Genomic DNA, 25259 nt, shown 5'->3' with positions numbered 1-25259 from the left:
ATGCTACCTGAAAAGGTTACCTATGACATACAAGAAATACATCATCTGATTAATAAAATAACTGATTTACTACTAGAAGAACCAGACTATAGGACTATGAGAGATTTAACCTCTTTAACTAAGAGAATAAAGAAAATAACAGAACCTTATATAAAATAGCAAGGAGAGATTAGATGGAAGATAGAGAGCTATTTAGGAAAACAGAAAAAAGACTATATGACCATTTTAATAAAGAAGACATAATCAAGAAAAAAGAAAGTTTAATAAGTTTATACACTTCACAATTAAAAGAATTAGAATCTGATATTAAAAATAACAATGTAAGACTAGATACAGGGTTAAAATCTATAAATTATGATGAAAAGGTTCAGACTTCAACAACTGGTACAAGCTTTATGGAACAGGAGCTTATAAAAGGTATAACAAAACTAGAAAAAGAATGGACATTTAAGCAAAATAAAATAGAGCAATTAAAGAAAGAAATTAGAGATATAAAAGAATTAGCTATAACTATAGAAAGTAATATAAATATGTTGAATAAGGAAGATAAAAAATTTATAGAGTTAAAATACAAAGATAAACTAGAGGTTCAAGTAATAGCAATGAAATTAAACATGTCACCTGCAACTGCTTTTAGATTAAGAAAGAGATTAGTTTATGATATAGCTAATTGGTTTAGATTTAGTGATAGTGAAATGATAGTAAGTTGATAATCTAATGTAAAATTAGTGTGCTATTATAGTAATATGAACATTATAGATAAGGCAAAACCCTCCCATAATTATTTAAATAGTAGCAATGATACTTATATCCAGTAGGCGGTATAAGTGGAGCGAAATAAAATGAAATGGATAAATCCTTGCCTACGGGTTCCAATATAAAGTACTAAATTTATTAAGATCTTTAGGTTTGCCAGAACTTAAAAGAAAAAAGCACTTGGGAAGTTAGTTTCCAGGTGCCTTTTTAATATGAGGGCTTAGTGTAATGGTAACACAACAGATTCCAAACCTGTAAATGTGGGTTCAATTCCTACAGCCTTTGCCAAGTCTCTTAATGGGGGATATAGAACAAAAACCCCATATAGGTTTTTAGTGAGAGAGTGCCTGCACTAACTCATATTTTTATATTTGAGGGGAGCTAGGCATACTCCCCAATATGCACAGACCCCACAAGCCTCTTAACAATGCTCAAATTGTGGCACACTAAAAGGGCAAAGTACACGTCCTATTCAGTATGGTCTAGTGGAACACCATGGTGGTACTGAAATATAGCTTATCTACCAAGGGTAGAAGGAGACTCCAGTTTTCGCAATGCGATTACTGGTTTTTTATTTTCATACCTAGAAATGTCTAGGAGATTATATACATACGAGGTGTAATATGAATTATTGGGACAAGATATTCAAAGTATGTTCAGATACAAAAATTAATAAGGCTTCTAAGAGACAAAAGAAGTACTGCAAGGGATTTCAAAAAGGTGAGAATGGATTCTGTAAGCATTACTTAGGGTGCAAGGTAGACAAAGCAAGTTGTTATTATCAATGTTCATACAGAGGTGAGAGATTATGAGAATAGGTGAAATATTAAAAGACCAACAACCAGAAGTATATAAAAAACTAAAAGGTGATAAGAAGGAGAGAGGAAAAGAAAGCCTCTCTTTTTCTGATGTAGAGAACCTTATGAAACATGACAGTTATTACAGAGGAAAAGGTGGATCAATAAAACAGAAGTAAAATGAGGTGTTATTATCAGATTTTACTATATTAAAAATAATAATGTTGATGGGTGGTTTACATGGAAAGGCTTAATAAAGGAATATGTAAGAATTAAACCTATTAAAGGATTTTTCAAAGCAATAAAAAGAATGATGGAACTTTAGGAGCTAAAGAAATGAAAAAATATATAACTAATTTATTAATACTATTTGGTATTATGGTTTGCATGTTATTAGTGTGGCGAGGGTTAGAGCTATGGATAGATGGAGTAATAACTTCTAGAAAAGTAGATAACATAATAGGTACAACTCTAACACTTAGTTTATATAGGAATTTTAAAAACTGGGTAGAGAAGCAAACAAATAAATAGATCTAAGAGGACACTGTAAAAGGTGTCTTTTTTTATACACATTTTTAGGTTTGCAGGATAAAAACCTGCCACCTCCTAGGAGAGAAGAATGGTGGGGCAAGTTCCCACTACTCCTAGACTAATAAAATTCTAGGAGGTATATGTTATGAAGAATTTAATAAGCTTAGGGATTATAAACAAAAATAATAAAGCTGTAGTAAGTAGTAGAATAGTATCTGAAAATTTCAATAAAGAACATAGTAATATTTTAAAAACTATTTCAGGTGAAACAAGAAAAGGGAAGCATATAAATGGGTTAGTAGATGGGATCATTCAATCAGGTGGAAATCCACGAGATTACTTTATTGAATCAGAGTATACAGATAGTAAAAACAGAAAATATCCAGAGTATCTTTTAACAAGAGATGGATTCAGTTTATTGGTAATGGGCTTCACGGGTCAAAAAGCTCTTGAGTGGAAATTAAAATATATACAAGCCTTCAATGCAATGGAAAACTTTATTAAAGAAAAGTTATCTAGTGAATGGCAAGAAACAAGAATAAAAGGGAAATTAGCTAGAAGAAATGAGACAGACGTAATAATGGATAGGTTAATACCATTAGCGATATCACAAGGAAGCAAAAATGCAGGTAAATTATATATGACATATAGTAAGTTAGTTAATAATTGTGTGGGGATAGCTTCTAATAGTAGAGATAAAGCGACTAAAAGGGTGCTAGATGTAATATATAACTTAGAAAACTTAATAGAGCATGTAATAAAAGAAGAAGTAGAAAAAGAGACTTATTATAAGGACATATATCAAATATGCAAAGGGAAATGTAAGTTACTAGTTGAGTTGAGTTATCTCCCAGAGCAGAAAATGATATCATCAAACCCTATTGTTAAAATTAATAAGTTAGGTTTACCAGTTATATCAGGGGGAGGAAAAACAATGAGGGAATTGTATAAAGACGTAAGGTAGAAACAAAGAAGTTAATAGAAGAAATATAGATTGGAGAGATAAACTATGAAAAGAATAAGTAAAAGTTGGGCAATGAGATTAAGAAAAATAGGAAGAGAAGTTAAGAGAACTAAAAATGGTTACTATCTTATGGGATAGAGTTTAATTAATCAGAAATAAATATTTCCTTTTTATATAAGTTATAGAGGAAAAGGGCGAACGAAAAATAAAGGGAAAATTCCTAAAATGTAGAAAATATAATATAACTATATTTTAAAGGGAGGTATTGTTAGGATGATTAAAGGTAGTTGTACTAGTGAGATTAAGTGTTCTCAATATTTTTATATAAAGGAAGATGATAAATGGGTTAAACTTGAAGAATTTATAAGAAAGTTCAAAGGTAATAGTAGTGAAACTTCATTAACACATGAAGCTTTAGAGAAGAATGTATATTTATACAGAAAAAAAGAATTTAAGTATGGAGAATTATTTAATGATAAAGTTGGGAATTTAGAAACATGTAATTTCTCAAGATATTTAGGTAGCATTGCTATCGATACAAAGAAACAATGCTTACTGAAGTTAATAGATACATTACAGAGATATATAAATAAGGCAAGATATGAACTTATCAAGTGTTCTAATATTATTGATATAGATTTTTTAAATTCGGATATAAATGATTATATATATGACTATTATTATTTGCAAAGGTGTTTTAATGCAGAAAATGCAATTTATTCGTATTATTCAACATTTGAAATATTAATGCAAATAATTTGGGTATATAAAGACTTTTATAAGGGTAATAACTTGAGTGAGATACTAGAAAAATGCAACTTAAATAAACTTATTGATAAGCTAGATAAAGAAAAGGATCCTATTTTTTTAAAGGAATTTCGTTTAGAAAAATATTGTTTATATCCTAAGTTTCAAGAAGTTAGAAATTGGTGTAATAAGTTTAAACATAGAGGAGTTTTAAGGTTTGAGGGAGAAGAGTTTGATAATAAATGTCAAATTAAAATTATAGATGTTAGTGGAAGTAATAAAAAAGAAGACTTTAATAGTAACGACTTTCAATATGAATGTATAGATTTAGATTATAGTGTAATACCTAAATTGATAGATTATCATAATGAAATATTAAAATTAAGTAAATATATAATATCAAATATAGAATTATAGAGTCTAAAGAGTATCTATTTATTTAGGTACTCTTTTATTAAGCAAAACAAACAAAGCAATTAGCATGAGGTGGTGTTATGGAAGACATAAGAGGACCAGATGTAAGGGAAAAAGCAAAGCAAGATTATTTTAAGGGTATGAAGTATAAAGAACTAGCTGAAAAATATTCAGTTAGTTTAAACACAATTAAGTCATGGGTAAAGAGATATAACTGGGTAGAAGAGAAGAAAAACAAGGGTGCACACAAAAAGAAGAAGGGTGCACCCTTAAATAATAAGAATGCAGTAGGCCATGGAGCTCCAGCAAGGAATAAGAATGCTGAAACCCATGGCTTTTTTTCTAAGTACCTTCCAGAGGATACACTAAATATAATTCAAGAAATAAAAGAAAAGGATCAATTGGATATACTTTGGGAGAACATAACAATACAGTATGCAGCAATAATAAGGGCACAAAGAATAATGCATGTAACAGATAAAGAGGAAATGATAAAAGAACTTAAGAAGAAAAAAGAAAGCTTTTCAGAAAATGGGGAAAGTAATGAAGAAGAGTGGGAGTTTCAGTTTGCATGGGATAGACAGGCTACTTTCCTTAATGCTCAGAGTAGAGCCATGGGTGAATTAAGAAGTTTAATTAAGCAGTATGATGAAATGATAAATGCTAATTGGGAAATGGCCACAGAAGAACAAAAATTAAGAATAGAAAAACTTAAAGCTGATATAAGTAAAGATGATAACAAGGATAAGCCTATAGAAATATTAATCAAACGAAAGGGTGAGGATTAATGGCTATAGAAAAGGAAGTTAACCCTCATTTTGAAGATTTTTTATTTGAATGGGCTATGAAATTTTATTTTTTAGTTGGAGGATATGGATCATCAAAGAGTTATCATGTAGCCTTAAAGTTAATTCTTAAGCTTTTAGAAGAAAAAAGAACAGCATTGGTAGTTAGAAATGTTTATGACACTATCAGAGATTCATGTTACTCATTATTTGAAGAAATAATAATAGAAATGGGATTAGATGATAGGATTAAATGCATTACTTCTCCAATGCAAATAAGATTTCCTAACGGTTCTAAGATAATATTTAAAGGCATGGATAAGCCGGCTAAATTAAAATCTATACACAATGTTTCTATAGTGTGGATAGAAGAATGTTCAGAGATTAAGTATGCAGGATTTAAAGAATTATTAGGTAGATTAAGGCATCCTACATTATCACTATATATGATTTTATCAACTAACCCAGTATCAAAAGCTAACTGGAGTTATAAACACTTTTTTATAGATAATAAAAATGATAGGTTTATATTGAACGATGAAGAGCTATATAAAGAAAGAATAATAGTTACAAACAATACCTATTACCATCACTCTTTAGCTGAGGATAATTTATTTCTTCCTAAAAGCTATATAGATCAGCTAGAAGAAATGAAAACATATGACCCTGATTTATATAGAGTAGCTAGAAAGGGAAGATTTGGGGTTAATGGTATAAGAGTATTACCACAGTTTGAAGAATGGGCACACTTTGAAGTCTTGGAAGCTATAAGAGATATTAAAAATCCTATTAGAAGAGTAGGGTTTGATTTTGGGTTTGAAACATCATTTAATGCTTTAATTAGAATGGCTATAGATGATGATAAAAAAATTCTTTATATTTACTGGGAATACTATAAAAACAAAATGACAGATGATAAAACAGCTATTGAAATAGAAGAGTTTAAAAGGTCACAGGAACTTATTAGAGCAGATAGTGCAGAACCTAAAACTATTAAATACTACAGACAAGAGGGATTCAATATAATAGGTGCTAAAAAGTTTCCGGGTAGTAGACTTCAAAACACTAAGAAGGTTAAAAGGTTTAAAAAAATAGTGTGTTCTTCTAATTGCAGAAACACCATAGAAGAATTATCTGAATTAACCTATGCACTAAATAAAGATGGAGAAATCATAGAAGATGAATTCAATATAGATCCACACACGTTGGACATACCAGCCTAGGCGTGTATAAATCGAGGTATTAAGCGGGAAAGCTGAAATGCTAATCCGAACCGAACACATATGTTTAAAAGCTATGTGAGGGGCAGAGACTAGGTGATGAAACTGTTTTACAGAATATAATTCACCCACGAGACCTCGAAATTTATTATAAGATAGTACTTTGATTATGTCATTTGGTATGGTATAATATTATTGAGGTGATATCATATGATAAAAGTAAATACCATAGAGGGATACAAAGAAGTACTAGATATATATTTTGTAAGCAAGGAAGGATTTATATTCTCAACTAAAACAAATAAGCCATTAGCAAGTCATGATAATGGTAAAGGATATAAAGTTGTTAGTTTAAAGCTAAAAGGTGAAAGAAAATGGAAAAAAGCATACATTCATAGATTAGTTGCATTAGCATATATATCTAATCCTAAGAATAATCCTGAGGTTAATCATAAAGATGAAGATAAATCAAACAATAATTATAAAAACCTTGAATGGGTAACTAGATTAGAAAATGTTCATTATGGTAATGCAATAAATAATATGACTATTAATAAGTGTTCTAAAGTGTATGTTTATGATTACTTATTAAACTATATAGGTGAGTACATAGGAGTATCAGAAGCTACTAGAAGAACATTGGGATATGTAGAAAGTAGAGCTTTAAACAACAGAGTTAAAGAATATTTTTATTTAAGTGATAAACTAGATGTTAGAAAAATAATTGAAATAAATAAAAATTCTAAATATCAAACAGTAGTAGTTGAAAATATAAACACAGGTGAAAAACTATATTTTCCTTACAATAGAAAAGCTAGAGAATTCTTTGCGGGTAAAGTAAATGTAACAGACGCTATTAAAAAGAATTGGATAGTTAAAAAAACTTACAGAATATATGAATTTGATTATAATAAATTAATAGATAGTCCGAGCTTACAGGAATAACAACTGTAAGAAGTAGAGGATAAAGAGCCTTTACGATAACAAAAATGTAGTGCTATATGGTACGGATTAGATGGATATGAAGTAGCTGACATCAAAGAACAAAAATACAATAAAGATGTTTACAACAAAGGTATGGGACTTAAGCAAAACATTATTAAACAATATAAAAAGAAAGGAGGTAGTGTATTTTAATGCATGTAAAAGATATAAAAGAAACATTGCTTAAATTAAGTAATGAAGAGAAGAAAGAGAGAAAGAAAGCATTAAAAGACTTTCTTTTTTATTTGGGTGAATGCGAAAACATGGAAGAGGCCTTAATAGACAATGATCTCTTAGGACAAAGTTGGCTTGTATTAGATGATTTGGACTATGTACCTAGCCAAGTGGTAGATAATAAAGTTAAACCTTTAATAAATAAACAAGCTAGGTTTATGTTTGGAAGAAGTCCTGATATCTTATTCAAACCATTTGATAAAAAGGATAGAGAAAAATGCGAAGATTTAAGAAGATATATTGATTCTATATTGGGTGCTTCAAAGTTTTGGAGCAATACCATGAAAACATTTAGGATTGCAAGTGTAACAAAGAGGGTAATGTTAAGACTTGAAGCTAACCCAGGGCAACCAGTAAGGCTTTACTATCATGATATTAATGATTTTAATTATGAAGTAGATCCTAATGATGCAAACAAGTTGAAAAGTGTAGTCTTAATAAGACAAGATTCTAGTACATCTAATTCTGAAGATGATAAACAACTATGGTATAGATACACTTACTTCCTAAAAGAAAATGAAGAGGACAATAAAAGTAGTTGTTTTCTAAAAAAAGAAACTTTCATTGCTAACAATCTTGATACACCTATAGACACAGAGGAAATGGATACAGGCATTGATAAAATACCTTGTTGGATAATAGTAAATGAACAAAGTATTATAAATCCTTATGGAAGTTCAGATATAAAAGATTTAAAACCGCTGCAAGAAAGCTATAATAAAAGGTTATCAGATTTAAATGATAGCTTAAGATTTTCAATGTTTGGTCAAACTACTATTATAGATGCAACAGAGGACACGGTCAATGCATGCAATATAGCTCCTAATGCACTTATGGCTTTACGTAGCATAGAAGATTCAGAAGGTAAGAGGCAAGCACAAGTTAAAAGAATAGAAAGCAGTTTTAATAATGTAGAAGGTGTACTAAAATTTTTAGATAAAATAGACAAGAGTATGCATGAAAAAATAGGAGTTCCGCATCCAGAACAACTAAGAAATATACCTAGTGCTAAAACTCTAAAGTATATATATTCAGAACTTGTGGCACGTTGTGATGAAAAGTGGCACGATTGGGAACCAGCCATAAGACAAATGATTAGATTAATTGTTCAAGCTTGTGGTAAATTCAATTGTTATGAAGATTGGAATACTGAATGGAATGATTTACTTTATAACATAGTTTTAGACAAGAATTATCCTATTCCGGAAGATGAAGAGGACAAGAAAAGACTAGCTATGGAAGAGGTTAGAACTAATGTTAGAAGCCATAGGAGTTACATTAAAGATTTCAGTAATGAAGAGGATGCAGAAAGCGCATTGAAGGAAATAGCAGAGGATATAACAACTATCATTAATGCTGAAAATGAACAATTTCTACAAGATACTTAATGGTGGAATGAGGGAAGCATATGAATGAATATTTAATGCTAGTGGAGGAAGCCCAAAAAAGAAGGATAAGCCTTACTAGAGAACAATTGAGTGATATAAAGGAATTGTATAAAGATGTAGCAAAAGATTTAAATAAAAGAGCTAAAAGTGCAAATAAAGACAGTTTAAATGAAAGATGGCTACTTGATTATCAGAAACAGTTTAAATCTGACATTAAGCAATTAAACAAGATTTTGAAAAAAGATATAGAAGGCTCCATGCTAAAAAGTGCAAAATATGCTACAGGGATTCAAACTGATTTCTTTAATTTACTTGATACAAGATATAACCTAAATTCTAAAGAAACTTTTTCTAATATGTTTTCTAAAATACCACAACGGACATTAGAAGAGCTTATAAGCGGTGAATTTTATAAAGATGGTAGAGGACTTTCACAGAGAGTATGGACTCATGAAAAGAAAGCCAATGCAGATTTTGACTATATAATTCAAAAGGGATTAGCTGAAAAGAAGAGTACTTACGAATTAGCAAAAGACTTATCGGATTATGTTAACCCAGAAGTTAAAAAGGATTGGGAATTTAAAAGAATATATCCTTATGTAGGCAATAAAAAGATAGAATATAACAGTTTTAGACTTGCAGTAACTTCTATAAGTCATGCGTATCAACTATCTATGCAGAGGTCATGTAAAGCTAATCCTTTTACAGAAGGTATACAGTGGCATACTTCTAATAGCCATAGAAGAACTTGCAACATATGTCTAGATAGAAATGAAAAGATATATAAGCCAGATGAATTGCCCTTAGATCACCCTAATGGGATTTGTTATTTTACACCTGTTATAACTAAGAGCATGGAGGATATAGGTTCAGAGTTACATGATTGGCTGCATGGTGAAAGCAATAGCGATTTAGATGATTGGTATAGTGAATATGGCAAGGAATTTATGGTATAATTGTTTTAAAAAAGGGGAGGTATATCATGAAAAAAATTGTTTATTTACTAATCGTTGCATTGTTATCAGTATCTTTAATGGGGTGTTCTGAAAATAAAGAAGATGATTTAAATGCAACCATAATAGTTAAGGCACAAGAAGCAGTTAAAGGAAAATTAAAAGCTCCATCAACAGCTAAGTTTCCAGCAAGCTTTGAAGAGTATCAAATTAAAGAAGTAGCAACTGGGAATGATGATATTAAAGAATATGCTATAAGTAGTAATGTTGATGCAGAAAATGAAACAGGAGCTAAAATAAGAAATAGATTTGTAGTAAAATTACAACTAACAAGTGACATGAAAGGTTACAAAATACTAGATGTAAAACTTATGAATGATTAATATTAAATTAAGGCACTTACTTAGATAGGTGTCTTTTTATTTTACTTGAAAATAGGAGGTAGAAATGGGTAAATTAAAAAATTTTTACTAAGGTTCTCCTAGCGTACCAGGAACTTTAATAAAAAATATGATATATAAGATTTTATGGAGATTAAGCTTAGTTAATTCCCCTAGTATGGGAGATTATAAAATATATATTAAAAATAGAAAAGCGTGGAGAGAATCAAGTAATATTTTTGAGGATAGACAATATTGAAGGGCAATTTTTACAAGTCTTATAAATAAGGCTTTTTATTTTTGAACTAAATTAGGAGGGTACTATGAATATACCAGAAAAAGTAAGAATAGGAAGCATGGATTATGATGTAAAGTTAACAGATGAAACCTTAGTTTTAAATGGTAGAGAGTGTTTGGGGGTAATTGATTACGATAATACAGAAATTAAAATTTCTAAAAGTATTCAAAGTAATCAAAAGCAAGAACAAACCTTCCTTCATGAGTTGATGCATGGGATTATAAGAGAAAGAAATTTAGATTTACAAAATTCTGATGAAGAAACTATTGTAGATGAAATTGCAACTGGATTACATCAAGTAATAAGAGATAACCAAGAGATATTCAAATGCGAATGTACTGAGATAAAAGTATTAACAACAATAAAAGAAGGCAAAACATTAGCGCAAGAGAAAAGCATTAGGTCAAAAGAGGAAGTTAACAAAATAATTTTAGAAAACATATCAGATCTTGTCCCAATAGTTCGTGGGTTAACAGATGAAGAAATAAGAACATATATTGATAAAAATTATTGTGGTAGAAAAGAATAAAAATCTTATTTTATCAAAGCGAGGTGAGATAATGACATCCATAAGTAAGTTACATGAGAAATGTCAAAAATGTAAGCACAAAGATGCTTGCTATAATAAAAGAATGGTAGCTTGTAGGTTGGCTGAAATGCAAAAACCTATTATGAAGAGTGCAGCCACACCTATTGCTGAAACCTTTGCACAACCTATCGCTAGAAAACATACTCCCATAACAATTAATATGGGTGAGTATGGCAAAATAGAAACTAGCTTAGAGAAATTGCAGGAGCAATTTAAAAGAGATTTAGAAAAAGAATTATATAGAGGGGTATTTAGGTGTGGAACGTAAATTGAAGTCTTAGGAACCTAAGGCTTTTTATTTTACTTAAAATTAAAAGGAAGGGATGATAATATGCCAAAGTTAAGTGAAATATTAGGAGAACATTTTAAACAAATACCAGAGGATTTACAAAAGAAATACAAGGACATAGATCTAGTTGATAGTTCAAATTATGTAGAAAAATCAGAACTAGAAACTGCTAACAAAACAATTAAGCAGTATAAAAAAGATATAGAGAAGAGGGACAAGGACTTAACAGATTTACAAAGTAAGGTTAAGGATAATGAAGAGCTTAATACAGAAATAGAACAATTAAAAGCTGACAATAAAAAAGCAAGTGAAGAGTATGAAGCTAAACTTAATCAAGTTAAATTTGAAAATGCACTAGAAAAAGCATTGATAAAATCTAAAGCAAAGAATAATAAAGCAGTTAAAGCTTTGTTAGATATTGAAAAAATTAAATTAGATGGTGAAAATCTTTTGGGATTTGATGATCAAATAAAAGCATTGGAGGAATCTGATGCTTATTTATTTTTAAAAGAAGAAGTTGACCAAGAAAAAAATAAAGAGACTGAAAAACCATTAGGTGGTACAGGAACAATAGGAATGCCTAAAGGTGATGGAGGCAAAACAGAAACTATAGGGGCAAGATTAGCAAAACAAAGAATGGAGAACTCCCAAGTACCAGAAAATGAGTTCTTTAAAATAGATTAGAAAGGGTGATTTGTAATGAGTAAGCAATATTCAAGAGAAATTTTTGGAGCTAATGAGAACATTCTCAGCATACCAGACCATTTTATTAATGTACCTATGAAAGTAAAAAGTGAGAATGTAACTGCTGATTCTTCAGGTAAGAAGATATTAAAAGCAGGAACAATCTTAAGCAAGGAGGGTAAAGTTGTAAATGATGGCACAGCCTATGGGATTGTATACATTGACATGGATCTAACTCATGTAGGTGAAAATGAAACAGTTCCAGTAACTGTACATGGATTTATAAATGGTAAAAAGCTACCTACACAACCAAGTACAGAAGCTTTAACTGCAATGAAACAAATAACAATACTATAAAAAAGAGAGGAAGAGTGATAATATGCCAATAGATGTAATGGAAGTTATAAATGCAGAGAGTGTTAGTCAATATGTGAGTGGCACTCCTAAAACTAATTTAATTGGGGAAATGCTATTCCCAAGAAAGAAACAAGTGGGTATAGATATAACCTTAATCAAAGGAGCTAAAAATAAGCCAGTAGCATTAAGACCAAGCCAATTTGATGTATCTGTAAAACTTAGAAGTTTAAAAGCTTCTGTAAAAGAAGAAACAAAAGAAATGCCATTCTTTAAAGAAGCTATAGCGATAAAAGAAAAAGATAGACAAAACTTATTCCTTGCAATGACAGGCAAGAACACTCAATGGAGAGATATGATACTAGATAATATATATGGTGACATAAAAGGACTTGTAGATGGTGCTGATATACAAGCTGAAAGAATGAGAATGCAACTATTGTACCAAGGAGCAATATTAGTATCTACAGAGGATAGAGACATCAAATTTGATTACGGACTTCCAGCAAGCCATAAAGAGGTTCTTTCTGGTACTGCAGTTTGGACTGACACTGTAAATTCTACTCCAGTGGAGGATATTATAAGATGGCAAGATAAAGTTGAAGAGGACACTGGTATAAAGCCAACAAGGGCAATATGCACAAAGAAAACCTTCAATTACTTAAAAAACAATAAGAGCATAAGAAAAGACATTGATAAAACTGAAAGCACTATAATAACAGATAAGGTTCTAAAAAAATATTTAAATGATAAGTTGGATTTAGTTGTAGAAATTGTTAGTGGTAACTTTATCGCAGAAGATGGATCTACTCAATTATATTTCCCTAATGATGTGTTTACATTAATTCCGGAAGGAAAGTTAGGAGATACATACTATGGTACAACCCCAGAAGAAGCTGACTTAATGTCAGGCAATGCCGCTCAAGTATCTATAGTAAGAACAGGAGTTGCTATTACTACAGCTAAAAAGATTGACCCAGTAACAGTAATAACTAAGGTGTCTCAAATAACATTACCAAGCTTTGAAAGAATAGAGGAAATTTTCATAGGTACTGTAAAATAGAGAAGGCTTAAAACCTTCTCTTTTAAATTTAAAGGAGGAATAAGTATATGGCTAAGAAAAAAGAAGAGATTTTAAAGGGAGAAATTGTAGAAGAAGAAGTTTTAATAAGGGCAAAAGCTAATGTTTATTTAAAATATGACAAAGAAAGCTATGCAATAGATGAAGAACTTAAATTAAGAAAAGAAGATGCTGAAAGTATGTCTGAAAAGGGATATGTGGAGCTGCTAGGAGAAATAGCAATGGAAGAGGTTAAAGAAGAAATTAAAGGAAATGAAGTTAAAGAAGATAAAACCAAAGAAGAGAAGTAATTATGGATAGCGCGGCTTTAGAAACATTAAAATTTAATCTCCAAGAAAAAGAATATCCCTATTTTGAAGATAAAGAGCTAGAATTATTACTTCAATCTAATGATTATAACATTAATAAAGCCAGTTACAGAGGGTGTTTGTTGAAAGCAGCTGCAGATGATAAGTTAGAGGTTGCAGGAGTAAAATTAAGTTCAAATAGAGAATATTGGCTAGAACTAGCTAAAGAGTATAAGAAAGCATATGAAGAGAGTTTAACAGGAGTCACAACAGGGTATAAAACTTCAATGAAGAGAGTTGATGGGTGCTAATGGCTGGAATAAATAGATCAAAAATAAGTAAGAAACTTTATAAGCAATTAGAGAAAAAAGGACTATTAAAAGAAATTAAGGTGTTTAGGGAAGAGAAAAATAACTTCAAAGAGAAAACAGGAGAATTATATGTTTGCACAATAAAGGGGTATTACTACAGAAAAGAAAATGATGTAGTTATAAACACTGGAGAGGGCGCTACATTGAATAATTTATATAAAGACAGGCTATTAGTCGCATATGATGATATTAGCTCTAAGATTGAAAAAGATGATTATTTTTCATTAAACAACGAAAGGTTTTTAGTAGTAGATCCAGGTAATGTAGAAAATATAGTTCTAAATATGTATTTAGATAGGATGTGATAGCTTGAGCTTTGAAGTAAACATAGAGGATATTTTAAAAGGTTTAAGTGAGTTTGATTTAAAGGCTAAAGCAGCAATGGGGGTTTATGCAGATACATCAGGTAAAAAGATGGAGGCCCACGCAAAGAAAAATGCAAAGTGGATAGACCGTACAGGCATAGCACGTAAAACCATAGAAGGTGGTAAACAGTGGGAAGGCGATAGTTGCCATGTTTACGTAGCTGGTAATACTGACTACTTCCCGTATTTGGAACTAGCACATGATAAAAAATATGCAATATTAGTTCCAACTAGAAATAAATTAGCCCCAGAGATATTTCGTGGTTTGAGTAACCTGTTAGGGAAGTGATCAAATGCCTACATTCAAGTATAAAAGTATATCTCCTATTAATCAAAGCTCTAATACCTTATGGCAAAAAATAAACTTATACTTACAAGGAAAAGGGTATGATGTGTATTCTCCAGGACAAAAAAGAGATAAATGCACAGATTCATATATAGTAATAAAAGAGAATGGCATTTATGGTCAAGAAGGTGGAAATCAATTAGGGTATAAAATGATTGATATAATCATCTATCACCCTTTAAATAAATATTCTTCTATGGAAGGATACATAGAGAGCGTTAAAAAAGATTTAAAAGAAATTAAAGAGTTAAGAGCTACTGGGAATGAAACACCTAGTATTATAGATGATGAAGTACAAGCTTATACATCATCTATTGAATATCAAGCATTAAAAACATTAAGACCAGCTAGTAAAAGTCAATAAGTTTTTATGAAAATTTTTATTTATAAAAATAGGCATCACAAAAAATCCATTGAAAAACACGAACAATGGAAAATGATTCCTAATTATTTTAGCCGTTAGGCTGCTTGTTTTGAGTTGTTGTTTAGGTACATTTTTGAATGTATTTTGGGGTCACGTAGTTCATACTCTTTTTGATTTTTAAGAATAGAGAATATGTAGTTAATTAACTTATGCATTATTGCAACTAAGCCTACTTTTTTCTTTTTATCTTTCATATTCTCATTATAGAAATTTAGGAGAACTCTATTTATAGGTTCACCATTTCTGTTCTTACGTATGGATGCTAACGCGACAGCGTATAAGGCCCTACGGCCTATTCTGGTACCTCGTTTAGACATGGCATTTCTGTCACTGTTAAACTTACCAGATTGGCTAACAGAAGAATCTAAGCCAAAATAAGCAACTAAGTGCTTAGGTTTAACAAAGCCTTTTATATTGCCAATTTCACTCATTATTGTGATGGCAGTTAGTTCTCCAACACCTGGTATTGAGTAAAGTAATCGCACATTTTTCTTAAATTCATCAGAGATCCTATTGCTACGCATTAATAGATGAATTTCAGTTAATAGATTTCCAATTTGGATTTCTAGTGCTTCTATTACTGCGATAGTATTAATTATTTTTACAACTAGACTTGGTGATTTAAGACCAATGTAAGCAGCTTCTTCAGCAGCATCATATAGCTTTTTATAAGTTTTTTCACTATGTGCTAGTCCTTTTCTAGAAGTTGTTGAAATGAGGTTAATAAGTTCATCTCTATCAGCACTTAAAACTGCTTCAGGACTAGAATATTTTTTTAATATAGCTATTGATGTTTTACCAGTAATGTCTGAAAAGACAGAGCTATAACTAGGAAAAATAACTCTTAAATCAGTAGAAAGCTTCTTTTTAAACGTAGATTTGCTATCAGTAAATTTATAGTAATCTCTACAAAGAGACTTTAAAGTGTAAATTTCAACATCAAAATTAGAAGAATATTTAACATTTTGAAATTTACCTATAGTAGCAATGGTTAATGCATCTTTTTTATCATTTTTCACTTTTCTTATGTCACCATTCTTGTTACAATTAGTAATGAGTGGATTAAGGATACATACTTCAAATGTATCTTTAAGAAAGTGGAAAAGAGTAAGATGGTATACACCAGTAGATTCCATGAAAATTGCCGTTTTCATGTTAAACTCTTCTTCCGCTTTTTTTATTTGATCTACTAGGTAATCAAAACCATTTCTATTATGCATAATCTTAAAAGACTTTCTATAAACTTCACCGTCAGGTGCTAGTATAGCAACTACCGAAAAGTCTGCTGATATATCAATTCCAACTGTTGGTCTATAAAAAAATTTACTCATATTTATTATCTCCTTTATTTTGAGATAGAATAGATATTCCATTTCTATCAGTAATTCTATAACCTTGTCTGTGACACGGGTAGTTCCAAATTGGAAACCCAACCAGCTAAACATAGAGTTCTCACTGATGGAATGATACGCTTTTTTACGGGTATTAATGACTCGATAGAGTCACTTCCCAGGAGGAAACCATCTATCTTCTATTCAGGAGATATTATATCAAAATATTTAACTGTATAGGTTTCAATTTAGATTTAATAGAAAACTTAATTTAGGTATGAAATAAACGCTCTATCGGGCAGAAATAATTAGAACAATAATAAAAAGATTTGTCTTAATGTTCATTAGAATAATAGATAGTTTTCTATTGAATGTTATGACTACATTATACAAGGAGGTAAAAAACATGGATGGATTACCTATAGCTAACATAGTATTAGCAGAAGTAATAGATGAAAGTACTGGTGAAAAACATTATTTTGATACTGCAGATAAGGCAAATGCTAAACCAGATTTATCTCAAGGTAAGGAAGATATTTTAAGGAATAAAAATAGAATTATAGCAATGAACCGTACCGAGGATATTTGTATTGGATATGAAATCAAATTAACAAATAACACATTCCCACAAAAACTAATGGCATTAGTAGATGGTGGCACAGTGACAAGTACAGGGTATGAAGGTCCAGAAGTGGGAAAGGCAACAGAAAGAAAACCATTCACCTTAAATTTATATAGTGAAGAAAAAGACTATGATAGCGAAACTTTAAGATATGTAAAATTTACATTTAAGCATAATAAAGGTAAACCTGTAGAGTTTAAGTTTGAAGATGGAAAGTTCTACATTCCGGAGTTTGATAGTAAGAGCAGGCCTAAAAAAGGTGAAAAGCCAGTTTATATTGAGTTTGTAGATAATCTACCTAATGAAAGCTCTACACAGCCAAATACAAATGAATTTAATGTGCCAGGTGGAGAAGTAACTGAAACTAATTCTGATGTAACAGTAAAAGTAACAACCAATGTAAAATGGACTTTTGCAAAACAAATAAATCAAGATGATGTTACTGCAACTAATTTTATAGTAAAAAAGAAATCTGATGGTTCTACAGTTAAAGGTAGCGTAACCATAGATGATACTAAAAAAGTAGTAACATTCGTACCAACAGGTGTAGAAAAAGGAACAACTTATACTGCAGAAGCTAAGGCAGTAAATTTACTTGATGCAAGTGGTAAAACTACACCAATAAGTGTTGAATTTACAACTATATAATGGAGGGATAGCATAATGGATTTAAAAGTAACTAATATAGAAGAATTAAAGAAAATGGCGGAAGGTGAAGTTATAAGCCTTCCTGAATTTACACAAGGGATACCTTTTAATGCACGAGTTAAAAGGGTGTCCCTTTTAAATTTAATAAGAAAGAATGTAATTCCTAATCAGCTTTTAAGTGCTGCAGAAGAACTTTTTTATGGCAAACAATCTAGCAAAGGGGTAGATATAAAAGAGTTAACTCACGTAATGCTCATAATGGCAGAAAATGCACTTGTAGAACCAAGTATGAAGGATTTAGAAACCGTTGGATTAGAACTTACAGATGAACAAATAGTTGCTCTGTTCAATTATACGCAGGAAGGAATAAAATCTCTAATTCCCAGTGATACAGAGCCAGAGGATAATGTCAATACTGGCGATTAGTACTCAATATAAGCAAAGACCTTCTGAAATCATGGGGTTAACAAATGACTATGAAGCATTTTGCTTTGATGAAACATGTATTTATATCATAAATGAAATAAGCAAAGAAGATGCTAAAGAACCAAGGTGGATTGAAGAATCAAAAGAAAGTCACAAAGATAAATCTCAAAATTCAAATACAATTGAATGGATGATGAAGCACTCTAAACCTTTATAGGATAGAGTGTAAATGTAGAATTTATAATTTATATAGAGTATAATAATAATGATAGATAGTATTGGAAGTCGCGAGCCAATATAACAAGGTAGTTTTCCCAACTACCTTCTATCATTATTAAAAATAAATATTCAGGGAAAATAAAAGAAGCCTAGGGAGGGTTTTTTGTTATGGGTAAAAAACTAACTATTGGAGAAGTTGAAAAATTTGTAAAGAAAAATTCAGAATGTGAGTTGCTCTCTACTGAATATACTAACAATTCAACTAAAATGAAGTTCAGATGCAGGTGTGGCAATGAGTTTGAAACAACTTTTAATGATTTTAAACAACAAAATAAAAGACAATGTAATCAATGTAGTAATAAAAAAAGAGCTAAAAAGTTAAATTATACAACAGAAGAATTTAAAAAAGAAGTTTATACTTTGGTGGAAAACGAATATTCAGTATTAGGGGAATATACAAAATCTAGAAATAAAATATTAATGAAACATGACGAATGTGGTCATGAATGGTATGTAGCACCATATTCTTTTAAAGCTGGTACAAGATGTCCTAAATGCTTTGGTAATTCTAAGAAGAATACAGAGCAATTTAAGCAAAAAATAAAAGAAAAACATGGTAAAGAATATACTGTTTTAGATGAATATATTAACAGTCAAACGCCTACATTGGTAAAACATAATACATGTGGCTATGAGTGGTATGCAACCCCTAACAATTTATTACAAGGTCACAATTGCCCAAAATGTGCTGGCAATATAAAAAAGACTCAAAAACAATTCGGGAAAGAAGTTTATGCTTTAGAAGGTAATGAATATATATTTTTAGAAAATTATATAAATAACAATACACTTATAACAGTAAGACATAATAAATGTGGTAATGAATATAAAACAACCCCAAGTGATTTTTTACGTGGAAGAAGATGTCCTAAATGTAATGAAAGCAAAGGAGAAAAAAGGATTTCAGTTTGCTTAGATAAAAACAATATAAATTATATTAGCGAATATAAAATAGATAAGTGCAAAAACATAAGACCACTACCATTTGATTTTGCTATTTTTGATAATAAAAATAACTTAAAATATTTAATAGAATATGATGGTGAATTGCATTATAAAAAAGGTAGATGGAATGAAGGAAAATCAAAATTACTTCAAATTAAAAAAACAGAAAAAATAAAGAATGAATACTGCAAAAAACATAATATAAAATTAATAAGAATCCCCTATTGGGAATTTGATAATATTGAAAAAATCTTAAACACTCTGATATGAGTGTTTATTTTTTATATTTGAAAGGCAGGTGATGAATAATATGGCAGTTAACGTTGGTACTGCTATAGCCTGAAAGCATATTTAACGTTAGATAAAAGTCCTTTTAACAATGGGCTAAAAGCGGCAGGAGCCGAACTGAAGAACTTTGTGAGGGGTACAGGTGAAGCAGGTGGAAGGCTAAAATCTTTAGGTGGAGCAGTAACAAGTATTGGCGGTACGCTTACGAAGTCTGTAACTTTACCTGTAGCCGGAGCAGGTGCAGCATGTGTAAAGCTTGCAAGCGATTTTGAGACATCTATGGCAAAAATTAATACTATAGCAGGGGCTAGTAAGCAAGAATTAGCAGAAATGAGAAAAGAAATTTTAGCAACATCTTCTGAAATGGGTATGGCTGCAAAAGATTTCGCTCAAGCAACTTATGATTCAATTTCTTCTGGGATAGATAAAGCGGATGCAGTAAACTTTACTAAAGATTCAGCAAAACTAGCTAAAGCTGGATTCACAAACGTTACAGTTGCTACAGATGTACTTACTTCTACTATAAATGCATATGGTAAAAGTGCTAAAGATGCAACGGAAATAAGTAATCAGTTAATTGTTGCCCAAAATTTGGGAAAAGTTACAGTTGATGAAATGGGAGCTAGTTTAGGTAACGTAATTCCTATAGCAAGTGCACTAGGTGTTAAAACAGAAGAATTATTCTCTAGTATAGCAGTAACCACCGCTCAAGGTATTAAACCAGCACAATCCATAACAGGACTTAAAGCTGCTATGTCTAACATAGTAAAACCATCTGAACAGGCTAAAAAAGCAGCAGAGGCTCTAGGATTACAATTTGATGCAAATGCAGTAAAGACTAAAGGCTGGATGGGATTCTTAGAAGATGTTAAATCCAAACTTGAATCATCAGCTCCAGCATATGCTAAAAAATTAGAAGAAGTTAATAAATTAAGAAAAGCAGTAGAGAGCGCTGGAAACGGTAGTAAAAAATATAAAGAAGAGATTGAAAAAGAAAGAGAAAAAATATCTAAGCTACGTGATGAAAAGAAAAACTTAACTAGTAAGGATAAAGAACGTAAAAAAGCTATAGATGTAGAAGTTAAATCCATACAAGAACATATTAAAACACTCCAAAAGCAATCTAAAGCTGAAAAAGATGGTGCTGGCAATGTAAAGGAAATGAAAAAGCAGTTAAAAGAAAAAGAGAAAGAATTAAAAATCTTAGAAGGTACTTCAAAAGGAACTCTTACAGCATTTTCTACAATGTTTGGTTCGGTAGAGGGATTAAACACTGTAATGTCTATGACATCTAATAGTGGAGCTGAACTGTATAACAAGAGTATGAAAGAAATGAAAGAAAACACAACTGCAACCAAAGAAGCTTTTGACAAAATGATGGATACTCCTGAGGAAAAATTTAATAAAGCCAAAGTTCAATTGCAAAACCTCGGTATCACTATAGGGGGACATCTCTTGCCACATGTAGTAAGATTCTTAGATGCTTTTTCTAAGGTATTGGAAACTATAGAGAAGTTACCAGGACCAGTTAAGAAAACTATTGTTAGTTTTATAGGTATGGCAGCAATAGCTGGACCAATCATGACTTTAAGCGGAAATGTAATAAAATTAGGTGGCACTATATTTGGTACATTAGGTAAATTAAAAAGTGTTCCTAAGATTATATCCGGAATAGCTGGAGGAAGTGCAAAAGCAATAGGAGGACTTGGAAAAGCATTTAAAGGACTAGGTAAAGCAGCCAGTCTAGGTATTAAAGGCACTTTAACCATTGTAAAAGGTTTAGGGAAAGGTATAGGAACTGTTTTTGGCGGTATAGGAAAAGGGATTTTAGGTATTGTTAAAATATTTACTAAGTTACCTGCACTACTATCACCTCATGTATTGCTTATTGTTGGGCTGATAGCCGGAATAGGTTTTATTGTATATGAGGTTATAAAACATTGGGATACTATAAAAGAAGTTGCGGGTAAAATTTGGGGCGGAATTAAAAAAGCCATAGAAATACCTGTTAAGGGTGCAGTAAAGTTTTTAAAATTTGCTTTTGTGGGATTGCCCAAAACTTTTTTCAATTTTGGAGTAGATATAATAGGTGGCCTCGTTAAAGGTTTATGGTCTATGGTTGAGAAAGTAGGGGAAATCATAGGCAAAATAGCTGGCAAAATAACTGGAGGATTTAAAAAGCTATTGGGAATAAATTCTCCTTCAAAGGTATTTGATGGATACGGTGTTAATATTGGAGAAGGTCTTGTACAGGGAGTAGATAAGCAAGAAGGTGTAATAAGTTCTAAATTTAAAGGTTTGGCAAATAAGATAAAAGGCTTGGGCAAAGTAAGACCAGAATTTCAAGGACTTAATAATTTAGCTTTAAGTGGAGCTTATGGTAGTAACCATGGGATTTCTAATATAACTAATGCTAATTCTTCTAATAAGCAGTTTAAATTTGAACCTAAAATAACAATGCATGTAACTGTATCTGATACAGGAGAAAAGGGAACAAAACAATTAACATCAGAACTAAAGAATATGACTGAAAATAGCATGAAAAATGTTATGACTGAATTATTTATGAATGATGTTCTTAGAGATTAATAGGGAGGTGGCTTAAATAGATTTAGATAGAATAAAAGATTTCAAAATAGATCTATTATATGAAGATGGAAGTAACGCTGGTGGTGAAATTACTAACTATAAGCCACCTAGACCTACACATTTTAGAAAAGGTACAAAAGCAATACATGGATATACATATTTTCAAAACAACTCAACAAGTGATTGTGTAATAGATTTTACTATTGTATTTCAAATTAAAGGAGAAAGCGGTCAAGAAACTAAAAGTAATATAGAAAAGTTTTTAAAGTTCAGAAACTCTTACAAAGAGAGGTTTACTCTAATAGATGAATTTGGGATCAAGTATAAAGGTTATATTCAGAATAAATATGAGTTAGATACTCCTATAGAAGGAGATATATATTATATTTCAATTGAACTTTTATGCAATCATGATGTTTCAGGGTGGGTGAGTGATAATGCCAAGGTGTAAGGTTGAGATATATAAGAAGAATGGGTATAGGGGATTTAAAGAGGAGGATTCAGATAAGTTAATATTAGAAGAGAGCTTGCTAAACATAAGACTAAGTAGAAGCGAAGGCACACCCACAGGAGAAGCCATAGTGGTAGCTCAATATGAAAACCTTGATACTCCACTATTCGGCGGTGGTGACAAGGGAATCATTGATAACTTTGCACAAATTAAAGTATATGTAAATAAAAAAATACAATTTACAGGGGTAATAAAAAAGTACACATACGATACAGACCAAAAAACAATGGAATTAACATGTCACGATATGTATTATAGAATGTTAAACTCTACTGATAAAGAATTGAAGTTTTACAATAAAACAGCGGTAGAAATAATTACGACAGTAGCCCAGGAAGCAGGATTAAATATAGTTAGAACTGGTGGGAATGATTATGTTGTGCCTAAATTAGAAGTTGATATAGGGACAATGTTCCATGACATAATAGAAGCTATTGTAGAAACCATGCACGCAAAAATAAGAGCAACTAAAGATGGGACAATATTATTAGAAGATCAATACCCAGCTTATGATGAGGTTAACCATGAAAATAACAAATATGACTTTGATTTAAATACTGAATATAATATAGCAGACGATAAAGCTGGTAGAGATGCTAGTCTTATGAGAAATATATTAAAGATAGTATGCAATGATAAATATACATTATTTGAAGATACAAGTATGACTAAATATTTAAATGGCGAAAGATGGGTAGATACAATAGAAAACCCTTTAGCGACTACAGAAGCCTTAAGAAAAGCGGTTGCTGGACATAAATATTTAGATATGTGGAGAAAAAGCACAGGTATAAGTATAGTGCCAGTGGCTGGTACTTCTGAAATGGACATAGGGAAAATTGCAAGAGTTAGATCTAAAGGAACTTATAGTGGTTATTATCTTATTGTTGGAGTAGACACAGAAATTACTGCAGATGGATACACAGATAGCTTACAACTACAAGGTATGAGAGATAAAACTACAATATATAATATTCCAACTAAAATAGGCAGTGGAAGTGTAAGTGGTAAAAGTAAATCTAATGAGCAGACATTTATATTAGCTTCAGCAAATGTAAAAGAAAAATTTAGAATAGATAAATCAGGAAGGATTAAATTAGGATTTATCGATATAGAAAAGCAACCACATTTAGAAGTCACAGCTTTCTTTAGCAACCTATTGGAGACTAAACACTATGACTTAGTGCTACAAGACCCAAATAAAAGTTACTATGGATACAAGCAACAAATATTTACCAGCGCAGAAAGTCCACTAACTAATACTGGACTAAATAGTTGTGAAAGTATTAGTTACAGTGGTTGGAGTGGTCAACCAGAATATTTTAAAATTATAAAACCAATGCAAGGAAGATGGTATATATACTTGCAAAGTGATACTACTGAGGATTATGAAGCTAATATAAGTGTTAATTTAGAATGGAAGAAGGTCCAAATAGATAGTTAAAGGTATAAATTATAGGAATTTAGGTGATAGTATATGTCGCACATGGGTTTTAAAAATTTTAGAGAACCAGTTAAATATGTGTTAGACCAGGAGCTAAGAAAAAGAAATTTCAAAAATCAGATAAGTACAGATGGTGAATATACAGGGGAACTTCCTGAATATCCATGTAGATTAGTTAGAGATGAAACAACCAATAAAGTTGGTAGAATTATATATGCGGAAGGTACCGAATTAGAATGGTCACAGGAGCTTATCCGAGATTCCAATAATAAAGTTTTTAGAATTAGAACTAATTTCCCTAATGGTGCATATGAAATATTGCAGTTGTTTAAGGATTCTAATAATAAAGTTAGTAATATACAAGTTGTAGAAGAGGGGTGATTTAAATAGGTGTAGCTTCATATGTAATTAACTTTGATGAACTTTCAGACTTAATTAAAAGTTATCTTGAAAATGGTGTTAATGTAGATATAGAAAACATAACATTTTCTACAAAAGACATAGAAAGTTTACTACAGGAAATAAAAGATAAAATACAAGGCGTGGACTATAACGATTTAATCACCGCTTTAAATGCTTTAGGTGTAAAACTAGATAGCTTAAGTAACAATTTAGGCACAAGTGGAACACAGAAGATATACGGAAAAATGTTAGAGATCCCAGCTATTAAAGGACAACACACTATAGAGGTAAATTATAGTGGTAAATTGACAGGGGTTACATATAGTCAAAGTGCATGGAGAGTTGAGGACAGTTGGGATTTAGTAGTAGGGAGTAAAAAGCTATTTGATGGTGTTAGAACTAAGGAATATGGAGAGCATAAATACTTTAATGTATTTTACCCTATAGATGGTGCTATTAAATTTATTTTTAATAATATAAGTGGAAGTAGTAAAGTAGTATGGGTAGATTTTAATGTATTAGAAGGTGTTTAA

33 protein-coding genes, 1 tRNA gene and 1 pseudogene are annotated in these 25259 nt (G+C 30.9%); 34 read left to right on the top strand and 1 reads right to left on the bottom strand.

From position 1 onward, the window contains the following. The 25 genes and pseudogenes from FNZ64_RS14785 to FNZ64_RS12875 all read left to right on the top strand — a co-directional run bounded on the left by FNZ64_RS14785 (position 1) and on the right by FNZ64_RS12875 (position 15181). On the top strand, positions 1–159 hold the full coding sequence (locus FNZ64_RS14785; RefSeq protein ID WP_185903786.1) for a hypothetical protein: 159 nt from the start codon (positions 1–3) through the stop codon (positions 157–159). A gap of 14 nt (positions 160–173) precedes the next feature. Continuing rightward, positions 174–710 carry a sigma-70 family RNA polymerase sigma factor gene (locus FNZ64_RS12985; RefSeq protein ID WP_142415425.1) on the top strand — a complete coding sequence of 179 codons (537 nt, stop codon included), beginning with the start codon at positions 174–176 and terminating at the stop codon, positions 708–710. Positions 711–970: 260 nt separating this feature from the next. Beyond that, positions 971–1044, top strand: a tRNA-Trp gene (locus FNZ64_RS12980). Between the two features lie 335 nt (positions 1045–1379). Beyond that, complete coding sequence (locus FNZ64_RS12975) at positions 1380–1568, top strand: hypothetical protein (protein ID WP_142415424.1); 189 nt, start codon at positions 1380–1382, stop codon at positions 1566–1568. Continuing rightward, positions 1565–1732: a hypothetical protein gene (locus FNZ64_RS14780; RefSeq protein WP_185903785.1), complete on the top strand. Its 168-nt coding sequence runs from the start codon at positions 1565–1567 to the stop codon at positions 1730–1732. The genes FNZ64_RS12975 and FNZ64_RS14780 overlap by 4 nt, the downstream gene beginning before the upstream one ends. Before the next feature lie 157 nt (positions 1733–1889). Beyond that, positions 1890–2084: a hypothetical protein gene (locus tag FNZ64_RS12970; protein WP_142415423.1), complete on the top strand. Its 195-nt coding sequence runs from the start codon at positions 1890–1892 to the stop codon at positions 2082–2084. A gap of 145 nt (positions 2085–2229) precedes the next feature. Continuing rightward, positions 2230–3048, top strand: coding sequence for a Rha family transcriptional regulator (locus FNZ64_RS12965; protein ID WP_142415422.1), 819 nt, complete (start codon positions 2230–2232; stop codon positions 3046–3048). A 273-nt stretch (positions 3049–3321) separates the two neighbouring features. Next, positions 3322–4212, top strand: coding sequence for a hypothetical protein (locus tag FNZ64_RS12960; RefSeq protein WP_142415421.1), 891 nt, complete (start codon positions 3322–3324; stop codon positions 4210–4212). A 77-nt stretch (positions 4213–4289) separates the two neighbouring features. Beyond that, positions 4290–4997, top strand: coding sequence for a phage terminase small subunit (gene terS, locus FNZ64_RS12955; protein ID WP_142415420.1), 708 nt, complete (start codon positions 4290–4292; stop codon positions 4995–4997). After that, positions 4997–6217, top strand: coding sequence for a PBSX family phage terminase large subunit (locus FNZ64_RS12950; protein WP_142415419.1), 1221 nt, complete (start codon positions 4997–4999; stop codon positions 6215–6217). Before terS ends, FNZ64_RS12950 begins: the two co-directional genes overlap by 1 nt. Before the next feature lie 207 nt (positions 6218–6424). After that, entirely contained in the window at positions 6425–7159 is a 735-nt protein-coding gene (locus FNZ64_RS12945; RefSeq protein ID WP_142415418.1) for an HNH endonuclease signature motif containing protein, read from the top strand. Positions 7160–7207: 48 nt separating this feature from the next. Next, positions 7208–7351, top strand: a pseudogene (locus FNZ64_RS15165) (PBSX family phage terminase large subunit); the annotation flags it as partial. Continuing rightward, positions 7351–8820: a phage portal protein gene (locus FNZ64_RS12935; RefSeq protein WP_142415417.1), complete on the top strand. Its 1470-nt coding sequence runs from the start codon at positions 7351–7353 to the stop codon at positions 8818–8820. The pseudogene FNZ64_RS15165 and the gene FNZ64_RS12935, both read left to right, overlap by 1 nt. A gap of 20 nt (positions 8821–8840) precedes the next feature. Further along, positions 8841–9776, top strand: coding sequence for a structural protein (locus FNZ64_RS12930; RefSeq protein ID WP_142415416.1), 936 nt, complete (start codon positions 8841–8843; stop codon positions 9774–9776). A 26-nt stretch (positions 9777–9802) separates the two neighbouring features. Continuing rightward, entirely contained in the window at positions 9803–10156 is a 354-nt protein-coding gene (locus FNZ64_RS12925) for a hypothetical protein (RefSeq protein WP_142415415.1), read from the top strand. A 320-nt stretch (positions 10157–10476) separates the two neighbouring features. Continuing rightward, positions 10477–10980, top strand: coding sequence for a hypothetical protein (locus tag FNZ64_RS14775; protein WP_185903784.1), 504 nt, complete (start codon positions 10477–10479; stop codon positions 10978–10980). Between the two features lie 31 nt (positions 10981–11011). Then, on the top strand, positions 11012–11308 hold the full coding sequence (locus FNZ64_RS12915; RefSeq protein WP_142415414.1) for a hypothetical protein: 297 nt from the start codon (positions 11012–11014) through the stop codon (positions 11306–11308). A 63-nt stretch (positions 11309–11371) separates the two neighbouring features. Next, positions 11372–12013 (top strand): phage scaffolding protein, encoded by a 642-nt coding sequence (locus FNZ64_RS12910; RefSeq protein ID WP_142415413.1) that lies wholly within the window; start codon positions 11372–11374, stop codon positions 12011–12013. Between the two features lie 15 nt (positions 12014–12028). Then, on the top strand, positions 12029–12370 hold the full coding sequence (locus FNZ64_RS12905; protein WP_142415412.1) for a hypothetical protein: 342 nt from the start codon (positions 12029–12031) through the stop codon (positions 12368–12370). Between the two features lie 22 nt (positions 12371–12392). Then, on the top strand, positions 12393–13430 hold the full coding sequence (locus tag FNZ64_RS12900) for a major capsid protein (protein ID WP_243129278.1): 1038 nt from the start codon (positions 12393–12395) through the stop codon (positions 13428–13430). Positions 13431–13477: 47 nt separating this feature from the next. Then, positions 13478–13738, top strand: a complete 261-nt coding sequence (locus FNZ64_RS12895) for a DUF7210 family protein (protein WP_185903783.1) — start codon at positions 13478–13480, stop codon at positions 13736–13738. A gap of 2 nt (positions 13739–13740) precedes the next feature. Beyond that, on the top strand, positions 13741–14046 hold the full coding sequence (locus FNZ64_RS12890) for a hypothetical protein (protein WP_142415411.1): 306 nt from the start codon (positions 13741–13743) through the stop codon (positions 14044–14046). Further along, complete coding sequence (locus tag FNZ64_RS12885) at positions 14046–14411, top strand: hypothetical protein (RefSeq protein ID WP_142415410.1); 366 nt, start codon at positions 14046–14048, stop codon at positions 14409–14411. Before FNZ64_RS12890 ends, FNZ64_RS12885 begins: the two co-directional genes overlap by 1 nt. 4 nt (positions 14412–14415) lie before the next feature. Beyond that, on the top strand, positions 14416–14760 hold the full coding sequence (locus FNZ64_RS12880; RefSeq protein ID WP_142415409.1) for a hypothetical protein: 345 nt from the start codon (positions 14416–14418) through the stop codon (positions 14758–14760). Positions 14761–14764: 4 nt separating this feature from the next. Then, a complete protein-coding gene (locus FNZ64_RS12875) occupies positions 14765–15181 on the top strand; it encodes a hypothetical protein (protein WP_142415408.1) in 417 nt (138 codons plus the stop codon). Between the two features lie 95 nt (positions 15182–15276). Here FNZ64_RS12875 and FNZ64_RS12870 read toward each other — a convergent pair whose 3' ends face one another. Then, on the bottom strand, positions 15277–16572 hold the full coding sequence (locus FNZ64_RS12870) for an IS110 family RNA-guided transposase (RefSeq protein WP_142415407.1): 1296 nt from the start codon (positions 16570–16572) through the stop codon (positions 15277–15279). A gap of 406 nt (positions 16573–16978) precedes the next feature. Here FNZ64_RS12870 and FNZ64_RS12865 point away from each other — a divergent pair, with 406 nt between their 5' ends. The 9 genes from FNZ64_RS12865 (at position 16979) to FNZ64_RS12825 (ending at position 25259) form a co-directional block, all read left to right on the top strand. Next, complete coding sequence (locus tag FNZ64_RS12865; protein WP_142415406.1) at positions 16979–17842, top strand: Ig-like domain-containing protein; 864 nt, start codon at positions 16979–16981, stop codon at positions 17840–17842. Positions 17843–17857: 15 nt separating this feature from the next. Next, on the top strand, positions 17858–18268 hold the full coding sequence (locus tag FNZ64_RS12860; protein WP_142415405.1) for an esterase: 411 nt from the start codon (positions 17858–17860) through the stop codon (positions 18266–18268). Beyond that, positions 18249–18485, top strand: coding sequence for a hypothetical protein (locus tag FNZ64_RS12855; RefSeq protein ID WP_142415404.1), 237 nt, complete (start codon positions 18249–18251; stop codon positions 18483–18485). Before FNZ64_RS12860 ends, FNZ64_RS12855 begins: the two co-directional genes overlap by 20 nt. Before the next feature lie 170 nt (positions 18486–18655). Further along, a complete protein-coding gene (locus FNZ64_RS12850) occupies positions 18656–19762 on the top strand; it encodes a hypothetical protein (RefSeq protein ID WP_142415403.1) in 1107 nt (368 codons plus the stop codon). A 147-nt stretch (positions 19763–19909) separates the two neighbouring features. Continuing rightward, on the top strand, positions 19910–22369 hold the full coding sequence (locus tag FNZ64_RS12845; protein ID WP_142415402.1) for a phage tail tape measure protein: 2460 nt from the start codon (positions 19910–19912) through the stop codon (positions 22367–22369). A 16-nt stretch (positions 22370–22385) separates the two neighbouring features. Continuing rightward, complete coding sequence (locus FNZ64_RS15160; RefSeq protein ID WP_142415490.1) at positions 22386–22820, top strand: hypothetical protein; 435 nt, start codon at positions 22386–22388, stop codon at positions 22818–22820. Then, positions 22807–24324 carry an XkdQ/YqbQ family protein gene (locus FNZ64_RS12835; protein WP_243129277.1) on the top strand — a complete coding sequence of 506 codons (1518 nt, stop codon included), beginning with the start codon at positions 22807–22809 and terminating at the stop codon, positions 24322–24324. Before FNZ64_RS15160 ends, FNZ64_RS12835 begins: the two co-directional genes overlap by 14 nt. 33 nt (positions 24325–24357) lie before the next feature. Then, on the top strand, positions 24358–24705 hold the full coding sequence (locus tag FNZ64_RS12830) for a hypothetical protein (protein WP_142415401.1): 348 nt from the start codon (positions 24358–24360) through the stop codon (positions 24703–24705). 161 nt (positions 24706–24866) lie between these two features. After that, the gene (locus FNZ64_RS12825) at positions 24867–25259 is read left to right on the top strand and encodes a hypothetical protein (RefSeq protein ID WP_243129276.1); all 393 of its coding nucleotides are present in this window, start codon (positions 24867–24869) and stop codon (positions 25257–25259) included.

Source organism: Hathewaya massiliensis (assembly GCF_902143515.1).
Taxonomy (GTDB): Bacteria; Bacillota; Clostridia; order Clostridiales; family Clostridiaceae; genus Hathewaya; species Hathewaya massiliensis.
Note: the sequence above shows the minus strand (reverse complement) of the source record. Positions and strands in the feature narration are given on the sequence as shown.

Coding starts and splice junctions, on each gene's coding strand:
- FNZ64_RS12945 (WP_142415418.1), top strand. CDS start 6,425: ATGATAAAAGTAAATACCATAGAGGGATACAAAGAAGTACTAGATATA.
- FNZ64_RS14775 (WP_185903784.1), top strand. CDS start 10,477: ATGAATATACCAGAAAAAGTAAGAATAGGAAGCATGGATTATGATGTA.
- FNZ64_RS12910 (WP_142415413.1), top strand. CDS start 11,372: ATGCCAAAGTTAAGTGAAATATTAGGAGAACATTTTAAACAAATACCA.
- FNZ64_RS12860 (WP_142415405.1), top strand. CDS start 17,858: ATGGATTTAAAAGTAACTAATATAGAAGAATTAAAGAAAATGGCGGAA.
- FNZ64_RS12900 (WP_243129278.1), top strand. CDS start 12,393: ATGCCAATAGATGTAATGGAAGTTATAAATGCAGAGAGTGTTAGTCAA.
- FNZ64_RS12965 (WP_142415422.1), top strand. CDS start 2,230: ATGAAGAATTTAATAAGCTTAGGGATTATAAACAAAAATAATAAAGCT.
- FNZ64_RS12855 (WP_142415404.1), top strand. CDS start 18,249: ATGTCAATACTGGCGATTAGTACTCAATATAAGCAAAGACCTTCTGAA.
- FNZ64_RS12865 (WP_142415406.1), top strand. CDS start 16,979: ATGGATGGATTACCTATAGCTAACATAGTATTAGCAGAAGTAATAGAT.
- FNZ64_RS12890 (WP_142415411.1), top strand. CDS start 13,741: ATGGATAGCGCGGCTTTAGAAACATTAAAATTTAATCTCCAAGAAAAA.
- FNZ64_RS12985 (WP_142415425.1), top strand. CDS start 174: ATGGAAGATAGAGAGCTATTTAGGAAAACAGAAAAAAGACTATATGAC.
- terS (WP_142415420.1), top strand. CDS start 4,290: ATGGAAGACATAAGAGGACCAGATGTAAGGGAAAAAGCAAAGCAAGAT.
- FNZ64_RS12875 (WP_142415408.1), top strand. CDS start 14,765: ATGCCTACATTCAAGTATAAAAGTATATCTCCTATTAATCAAAGCTCT.
- FNZ64_RS12935 (WP_142415417.1), top strand. CDS start 7,351: ATGCATGTAAAAGATATAAAAGAAACATTGCTTAAATTAAGTAATGAA.
- FNZ64_RS12905 (WP_142415412.1), top strand. CDS start 12,029: ATGAGTAAGCAATATTCAAGAGAAATTTTTGGAGCTAATGAGAACATT.
- FNZ64_RS12835 (WP_243129277.1), top strand. CDS start 22,807: ATGCCAAGGTGTAAGGTTGAGATATATAAGAAGAATGGGTATAGGGGA.
- FNZ64_RS12870 (WP_142415407.1), bottom strand. CDS start 16,572: ATGAGTAAATTTTTTTATAGACCAACAGTTGGAATTGATATATCAGCA.
- FNZ64_RS14785 (WP_185903786.1), top strand. CDS start 1: ATGCTACCTGAAAAGGTTACCTATGACATACAAGAAATACATCATCTG.
- FNZ64_RS12915 (WP_142415414.1), top strand. CDS start 11,012: ATGACATCCATAAGTAAGTTACATGAGAAATGTCAAAAATGTAAGCAC.
- FNZ64_RS12895 (WP_185903783.1), top strand. CDS start 13,478: ATGGCTAAGAAAAAAGAAGAGATTTTAAAGGGAGAAATTGTAGAAGAA.
- FNZ64_RS12975 (WP_142415424.1), top strand. CDS start 1,380: ATGAATTATTGGGACAAGATATTCAAAGTATGTTCAGATACAAAAATT.
- FNZ64_RS12970 (WP_142415423.1), top strand. CDS start 1,890: ATGAAAAAATATATAACTAATTTATTAATACTATTTGGTATTATGGTT.
- FNZ64_RS12830 (WP_142415401.1), top strand. CDS start 24,358: ATGTCGCACATGGGTTTTAAAAATTTTAGAGAACCAGTTAAATATGTG.
- FNZ64_RS12850 (WP_142415403.1), top strand. CDS start 18,656: ATGGGTAAAAAACTAACTATTGGAGAAGTTGAAAAATTTGTAAAGAAA.
- FNZ64_RS12885 (WP_142415410.1), top strand. CDS start 14,046: ATGGCTGGAATAAATAGATCAAAAATAAGTAAGAAACTTTATAAGCAA.
- FNZ64_RS14780 (WP_185903785.1), top strand. CDS start 1,565: ATGAGAATAGGTGAAATATTAAAAGACCAACAACCAGAAGTATATAAA.
- FNZ64_RS12960 (WP_142415421.1), top strand. CDS start 3,322: ATGATTAAAGGTAGTTGTACTAGTGAGATTAAGTGTTCTCAATATTTT.
- FNZ64_RS12930 (WP_142415416.1), top strand. CDS start 8,841: ATGAATGAATATTTAATGCTAGTGGAGGAAGCCCAAAAAAGAAGGATA.
- FNZ64_RS12925 (WP_142415415.1), top strand. CDS start 9,803: ATGAAAAAAATTGTTTATTTACTAATCGTTGCATTGTTATCAGTATCT.
- FNZ64_RS12950 (WP_142415419.1), top strand. CDS start 4,997: ATGGCTATAGAAAAGGAAGTTAACCCTCATTTTGAAGATTTTTTATTT.